This window comes from Acidisphaera sp. S103 (assembly GCF_009765975.1).
Classification (GTDB): domain Bacteria; phylum Pseudomonadota; class Alphaproteobacteria; order Acetobacterales; family Acetobacteraceae; genus Rhodopila.
The window spans coordinates 8,050-15,147 of record NZ_LMUJ01000068.1 but is presented as its reverse complement, the minus strand read 5'-3'; the positions used below and the strand labels follow the sequence as shown (position 1 = coordinate 15,147).

The 7,098-nt window shown below is 62.9% G+C and carries 7 protein-coding genes; 4 read left to right on the top strand and 3 right to left on the bottom strand.

All coding sequences use genetic code 11. The annotated features are described in order from the left end of the window. A partial coding sequence (locus GSQ89_RS24730; RefSeq protein ID WP_174254920.1) for a glutathione S-transferase N-terminal domain-containing protein occupies window positions 1–433 on the bottom strand: 433 nt, incomplete at its 3' end. 137 nt (window positions 434–570) lie between these two features. Here GSQ89_RS24730 and GSQ89_RS24725 point away from each other — a divergent pair. Together GSQ89_RS24725 and GSQ89_RS24720 are read left to right on the top strand one after the other, a co-directional pair. After that, window positions 571–1,740, top strand: a complete 1,170-nt coding sequence (locus GSQ89_RS24725) for a YncE family protein (protein WP_216856368.1) — start codon at window positions 571–573, stop codon at window positions 1,738–1,740. 55 nt (window positions 1,741–1,795) lie between these two features. Continuing rightward, window positions 1,796–2,506, top strand: coding sequence for a metallophosphoesterase (locus GSQ89_RS24720; RefSeq protein WP_158930275.1), 711 nt, complete (start codon window positions 1,796–1,798; stop codon window positions 2,504–2,506). A gap of 304 nt (window positions 2,507–2,810) precedes the next feature. On the opposite strand, the gene GSQ89_RS24715 is transcribed toward GSQ89_RS24720, so the two are convergent. Beyond that, window positions 2,811–3,374 (bottom strand): carboxymuconolactone decarboxylase, encoded by a 564-nt coding sequence (locus GSQ89_RS24715; protein WP_158930273.1) that lies wholly within the window; start codon window positions 3,372–3,374, stop codon window positions 2,811–2,813. A gap of 217 nt (window positions 3,375–3,591) precedes the next feature. Here GSQ89_RS24715 and fliF point away from each other — a divergent pair, with 217 nt between their 5' ends. Next, on the top strand, window positions 3,592–5,241 hold the full coding sequence (fliF, locus tag GSQ89_RS24710; protein WP_158930271.1) for a flagellar basal-body MS-ring/collar protein FliF: 1,650 nt from the start codon (window positions 3,592–3,594) through the stop codon (window positions 5,239–5,241). A 251-nt stretch (window positions 5,242–5,492) separates the two neighbouring features. Here the strand turns inward: fliF and GSQ89_RS38660 are convergent, their stop codons facing one another. Then, entirely contained in the window at window positions 5,493–5,603 is a 111-nt protein-coding gene (locus GSQ89_RS38660) for a GxxExxY protein (protein WP_216856367.1), read from the bottom strand. A 277-nt stretch (window positions 5,604–5,880) separates the two neighbouring features. Between GSQ89_RS38660 and GSQ89_RS24705 the strand changes: the two genes are divergently transcribed. Beyond that, window positions 5,881–7,098: ABC transporter substrate-binding protein (locus GSQ89_RS24705; RefSeq protein ID WP_158930269.1), on the top strand; the 1,218-nt coding region annotated here is incomplete at its 3' end.

The following is a 7,098-nucleotide window of genomic DNA, read 5'->3' as shown; positions in this document are numbered from 1 at the left end:
CCCCGTACAGCCGGTTCGCCTCATCAGTGAACCGCCGCACCGCATAGGTCTGGTCGCCCTGCTTGTCGCCCAGACGGCGGAAATGGCCACATTCGCCCAGCTTCGGGCCCTGATTGGCCATCTGCCAGATCAGCCACTCCGTCACCGCGTATTTGCCGCGCAGGTCCTGCGGGTAAAAACGTCCAACCTTCTCCGCCAGATACAGCATGATGGCGCCAGACTCGAAGATGGCGACCGGTTCGCCGCCGCCGGTCGGGGCATTGTCCACCATCACCGGCATGCGGTGGTTGGGATTCATCTTCAGGAACGCCGGCGTGAACTGGTCGCCGCGGCCAATGTTCACCGGCACGATGTTGTACGGGATCCCGGCCTCTTCCAGCAGGATCGTCACCTTCTTGCCGTTCGGCGTGGGCCAATAATGCAGGTCGATCATAGACTTGGCTCCTCTCGATTGTGGTTGGGACCGATGCTACCCCCAATCGCCACCCAGGGCCAACGACCGGGCTTGCGGTCCGGCCCGAACCTGTCCCACAGTCAACAGCGCAAAATATAAAAAAAGGGAGGAAATCGATGTCGTCACCCCTATTCCGGCACGTCGTTGCCAGCGCGTTCGGATTGTTACTCGCCGCCAACACCGCATTGGCCGCGCCCTACATGATCGTCGGCAACGATGAAAAATCCAACTGGGACGCCCAGGGCAAACCGCTGGTCCTGCCCACCGGCAAGGACACCGTGCTGATCGTCGATGTAGCGAAGCCCGAGGCACCCAAGATCGTTGCGACCTTAAACCTTGAGAACTCGATCGTCGGCCCTCCCACCAACCTCGCCATCGCGCCTGACGACAGCATCGCCCTGGTGGCGGATTCGATGACCACGACGGATGACAACGGCAAGCAGAAGCTGGTGCCAACCAACAAATTGTGGGTCATCGACCTGAAGGCCAACCCACCCAAACTCGTGCAAACCGTGACCCTGGGCAAACAGCCATCCGGCCTATCCTTCAGCCCCAAGGGCGACATTGCACTGGTATGCAACCGCGGCGACGGCACCATCAGCGTTCTGAAGATCGCCGGCACGCAGGTAACTCAAACCGACACGATCCAGGTCGGCGCCGGCGTTTCCACCGTCGAGTTCACCCCCGACGGCAAACACGCCTTGGCGGTGAAATCGCCCGAGAACGCCGTCGCGATCCTCGACGTCGACGGCGACAAGGTCACCTACAACAAGCTCGACCTGCCGACGTATCAGTTCCCCTACAACGTCGTGGTCACGCCGGATTCCAAGCTGGCGATCACCGCCGACAACGGCTTCGGCGGATCGGCCGACGGCAACATGGACGCCGTCAGCGTGGTGGACCTGCAAGATCCGCATCCGCACGTCATCGCCCACGTCACCGTGCAGGACGCCCCCGAGGGCCTGGCGATGAGCCCCAAAGGCACCATCGCCGCGGTCGCCAACGTCAACGGGTCCAACAATCCGCCAGCCTGGTTCCACCACAAGAACGGCACCGTCACCATCCTGCAGATCCAGGGCCAGACCGTGACGCCGATCAAGACGATCGATGTCGGTGCGGTTCCGGAGGCCGTCGCCTTCACCCCGGACGGCCAATATATCTACGTCGGCAACTACAGCGACCAGGATTTCTCCATCCTGAAGGTGGACGGCACCACGGTCGCGGACACCGGCAAGCGCTTCAAGGTCGGCGGCCACCCCGCATCGGCCCGCATGAGCGCGCATTGACCAAAACCACCCCGGTGCACGACACTTGCGCACGAAGCACCGGGGTGAGGTTGGCGTGAGTGATATTGTCTTAGTGCATAGTTCCGATTTGCACGTCGATGACGATCCGCATCAGGGTCCATACGGGGATGACGGCACCACCGGCCTGCGCGTCGTGCTGAACGCGGCGAAATCCCACGCCGCCGACTACGTGCTTCTGGTCGGCGACATCTTCGACAACAACCGTCAATCGCCCGCCATCGTCGCCCAGTGCATCGCCCTTCTGAACGACGCCGGCATGCCGGTGATCGTTCTGCCGGGCAACCATGATCCGGTGACATCGGATTCGGTCTGGCGGCGCGGCGGCCTCGATAAGCTGCCGCACGTCCATATCATCGGCGTGACACACGACCAGACCGTGCATTTCCCCGACCACGACCTGGAGGTCTGGGGACACGCCCATGTGGACTACAACAACATGGTCCCACTGCGAGAACCCAGGCCGCGCACCGCCCGCTGGCATGTGACCCTGGCCCACGGTCATTACGAGGATGACGGCGTCCCCCCGCTGCGCCCATCCTGGCTGATCAGCAACGCCGAGATCGAGGCAACGCGCGCCGACTACCTCGCCCTGGGCCACTGGAACAGGGCCGCCGCCGTAGGCACCGGAACGACGGTGCCGGCGTACTACTCGGGATCGCCCGACCTGGCGAAAACCGTGAACGTGGTACGCCTTCGCGGCAACGGAACCGTAGACGTGGCGCGAGAGGCGATCGACTGGGATTAGGCCAGATCAGCCCGAACCCAAGCGCCAAACCACCCTCGGCTATCCGAAGCGCATCCGATGCCTGCCTGTTATACGCAATCCACGAAATGCGTATAACACCAGCACGCCGAAAGACCGACACGCTGGCACTGCTTCTCACCGTCATGGTGGGCGAAGGCCCGCCATCCACGCCTTTGGTTGGAACGGCAAAAAGTATCGGTGCCAGCACATCATTCCACGCGAATAGTCGTTCAGATTCCCTGCTACCGAAACAAAAATCAACGGCAGCGCGATGGCAACGACAAACCCACCTCGCGCGGCAACCTCAACGCGCCATACCGGCACTCCCCGCGGCAACCGCATAAAAATTCATCGTCAACGACACACTCGTATAATACCCCATCAGACTGATCACATCGGTGATGCTGACATGCCCCAAACCGGCGACAGCACGATCGTACAGCCCCTTTGGCACGATCCTCCCATTCGCCAACGCCATCGACACTTCGTAAACCAGCTGCTCGCGCGCATCCTCGAACGACGTCGGCAGGCCCGCGATGATCGCCTCAACCGAAGCCGCCGGCAAACCCACCTCCTTGCCGCGAATCTCGTGCGCATTGTTGGGATAGGCCGAATGCAGGGCACTGGTGATGACCACGACAGCGATCTCCCGCTCCCGTTCGGTCAGCGAGTATTGCCCCGGCGTGAAATGCCGCCCCAGCGGATCGGCGGCATGCACCAGCTTCGGATTATGGATCCAGATCTTATACGGACCGGGCAGCCGGCCGCGAGGACCGTCCATCAGGAAGCGGTAACCGTCCCGCTGCTCCGGCGTCATCTCGCTTTCGGGAATTTCGGCATAGCGGCCGAAGGTCGGGGTACGGGTCATGGTTTGAACTCCTCTGCTGTTCGGGATGCGACTCTCAAGACGTCCTGGCCTCCGCCCAACGCCGAAGCCGATCCCCAGAGCCATATATTCGCGCCGCCCTTGACCGGCTTTTCATCAGCAAGCCTCAGGCCGGCACGGAAAGCAAGGCCGGCCGTTAACCGGTCGGTAAGGTTTCCCTGCTAACCCTTTGGCTGGCGTAGGACTCTGAGCATCAGGAATGAAAGGCCTCCTCGACAGCATCCGCAAGCTTGGCATGGTGCGTGTCGCCATGCTCGTTGGCGTCACGCTGGGTATCATCGGCGCCTTCGCCTGGCTGGAAATCCAAGGGCCCAGCCAAGGCCGGATGACCTTGCTGGCATCCGATATCGATCCCCAAAACGCCCAGCAGATCACCGCGGAGCTGACCGGACGGAAAATCCCCTACCGGCTCGACGGCACGCAGCTTTTTGTCCCCGACAGCGACCTGGCGGCCGCCCGAGCGCTGCTGACCGTCAGCGGCCTGTCCGGCGACAACGTCACCGGATACGAGATATTCGACCGTAGCAACGATCTGGCAGTCACCGACTTCGACCAGCAGGTGAAGCTGACCCGCGCGCTGGAGGGTGAGCTCGCCCGGACGATCGTGTCGGTTCACGGCATCCTGCATGCCCGCGTGCATATCGTCCTGCCGCGGCGGGAACCGTTCGCACATGACCGCCTGCGTGCCCAGGCGAGCGTGATGCTGACCGTCCCCGGACGGCAGATCTTGTCGCCCGAGGCCGTCCAGTCGATCGTCGACCTGGTCGCCGCCGGCGTACCGGGACTGCGCCCGCAAGACGTCACAGTGGTGGATTCAAACCTGCATCTGTTGTCGCAGGCCGGTGACGGCAACGATGTGCGGTCCAAGACGGCGATGGAAGAGAATATCCAGCAGAAAACCGAAGCCCGGCTGGCCATGGCAGTCGAAATGATGCTGGAACAGACCCTCGGGCCAGGACACGTGCATGCGGAAGCATCGATCCGCATGAACTTCGACAATGTGAAGGAGACGCAGGAAAAATTCGACCCCGACGGGTCGGTCGTGCGCAGCACGCAGAACGTGACCTCCAACAGCAAGACGACCGACAAGACCGGACCGGTCTCGCTGCAGAACAACCTGCCGAACGCCGATGCGGGCGCCGCTGCCGCGGCCGGCACGCAGGAGGGAAAGCAGGAAGAAACGACGAACTACGAAATCGGCAAGACCGTGCGGGCGATCGTGCATGACCAGCCGCAAATCGAGCGGATCACCCTGGCGGTCATGGTCGATGGCACCGACGTGGTCGGCGCCGACGGCAAGCACACCTGGAAAGCACGCGATCAGGCGGAGTTGGACCAGATCGCGAAACTGGTCAAAAGCGCCATCGGTTTCGATGAAAAGCGCGGCGACCAGTTGGATGTCGTCAGCATGCCGTTCGTCTCCACGCTTGACACGGCAGAGGCCGCGCCGGCCTCGCGGCCAGCCAAGGCGAACGGCGACCTGGTGACGTTCCTGCAGATGATCGCTTTCGGCGTGGTCGGCTTCGGAATCATCATCCTGACCGCGCGATCGATCTTCGTGGCCCTGAACAAGCAGGCGGTCGGCCTGACCATCGCCGGGGCGGCCGGGGAAATCACCGACACCACCGCTCCCGGGATCGGCACGCTTCAACCCACCCCGCTCGGGATTGGCCACAACACCGCCGAGAACGCGCTGGCCACGGCCGAAGACGACGACATCGTGACAATGAGCAATATCCAAGGACAGTTGCGAGCGTCCTCGATCCGCAAAGTCACGCAACTGGTGGACCGCCATCCCGATACGACGCTGGGAATCATCCGCGGCTGGATCGCGACCGACCATGGATAGGGCCGATCACCTCTGATACCAGGCCTCGCTGACATCAACACCCGAACCTCGTCATGGCTCGGTGTCAGTCCGGAGGCATGGCATTTGCCTTTTGTTCCGGATCGAGATCGTCAGCGCAGTGCCGGCCGGCAATGGTGGCTTCCCTTTTTTAGGCGGATGAAGCGGGATAAGAAGGGATAAAGGTGATTGTTTTCGCGATCAGGCCCCGGCGGTGATGCGGTGGATTTCGACTTTGGGGCGGCCGCAGTTGATCAGCAGGCACAGGGCTTGCCGGTCGCCCATAGGTAGTTTCGGTATTGCGAGACATGCGCGTCGCTCGGCGCGCCGACCACCTTGAGTTCGACGATGATCCGTTCGGTCACCGGCCCCAACAACCACGCATCCCTTCATCCCCCCTTATCCCGCTCATCCGCCTGAAAAAGAGAAGCCGCCACCGCAGCGCCGGCATTGCGCCGACGATCCCGGGTGCCAAGCCAAGGAACCATTCAGGGTCAGGCCATTACGGCGCGCGCAGGGTGCGCATGGCGGCTCATTCGAGCGCAACGGATTTTTTGCGGGAAGCGTCAAGCGTCAGGCGACAACATCCTGACCGTTGGTGGCATGCCCCTTGCGTCCTCCGCCCCAAATCGGAGAACCACAATGCGTCGACGCACCCTGCTGAAAGCCGGACTGACCGCCACCCTCGCCCGCCCCGCACTGGTACGAGCACAGTCCACGACCACGCTGAAATTCGTCCCCTACGCCGACCTTGCGCTGCTCGATCCGGCAGTCAGTGCCTTCGTGACGCGCAATCACGTGCTGATGGTGTACGACACACTGTTCGCGATGGATGCCGCGGGCAACGCCCAGCCGCAGATGCTGCAAGGCTACACCACCTCGCCCGACGGCCTGACCTGGACGCTGACCCTGCGCCCCGGCCTGCGCTTCCACGACGATACCCCGGTCCTCGCCCGCGACGCCGTGGCCAGCATCCAACGCTGGCAGACCAACGACGCATTCGGCCAGGCGCTCGCCGCCGCGACCGACGAACTGTCCGCCCCATCCGACACGCTGATAAAAATCCGCCTGAAGCACCGCTTCCGCCTGCTGCCCGACGCTCTGGGCCATCCGACCAACACCATGGCAGTCATCATGCCGGAGCGTCTGGCGAAAACCGCCACCGATGTCCGCCTGACCGAGATCGTCGGCAGCGGCCCCTTCCGCTATCTGCCCGCCGAACGCGTCCCCGGCGCGCGCAACGTCTATGCGAAATTCGAGCACTACGTCCCGCGCCCGCAAGGCCAGCCCGATTTCTGTGCCGGCCCCCGCCTGGCCTATTTCGACCGCGTCGAATGGCTCACCACCCCCGATCCGGCCACCCAGATCGCCGCCCTGACCGCCGGGGAGGTGGATTGGGTCGAACAGCCCCTGATGGACTTGGTCCCCTCATTACGCACCAAAACCAACCTGAAGACCGAGGTCGTGGAAACCAAGGGCCTGATCGGCTTCCTGCGCTTCAACCAGTTGTTCCCGCCATTCGACAATCCCTCGATCCGCCGAGCTGCGCTGAAAGCCGTGAATCAGAAGGAGTTCATGGAGGCAGTCGTCGGCGGCAACGGCACCTACGACGCCCATTGCGGCATCTTCACCCCCGGAACGGCGATGGCGAACAACGCCGGCATGGCGGCGCTGAACGGCCCCCATGACCTCGCCGCGATCAAACGCGACCTGGAAGCCGCCGGCTACAAGGGTGAAAAAATCGTCTACCTCGCCCCCACCGACGTGCCGCGCATCAACGCCATCGCCGAGGTCGGCGCCGACATGCTGCGCAAGATCGGCATGAACGTCGATGAAATTTCAACTGATTGGGGCACGACC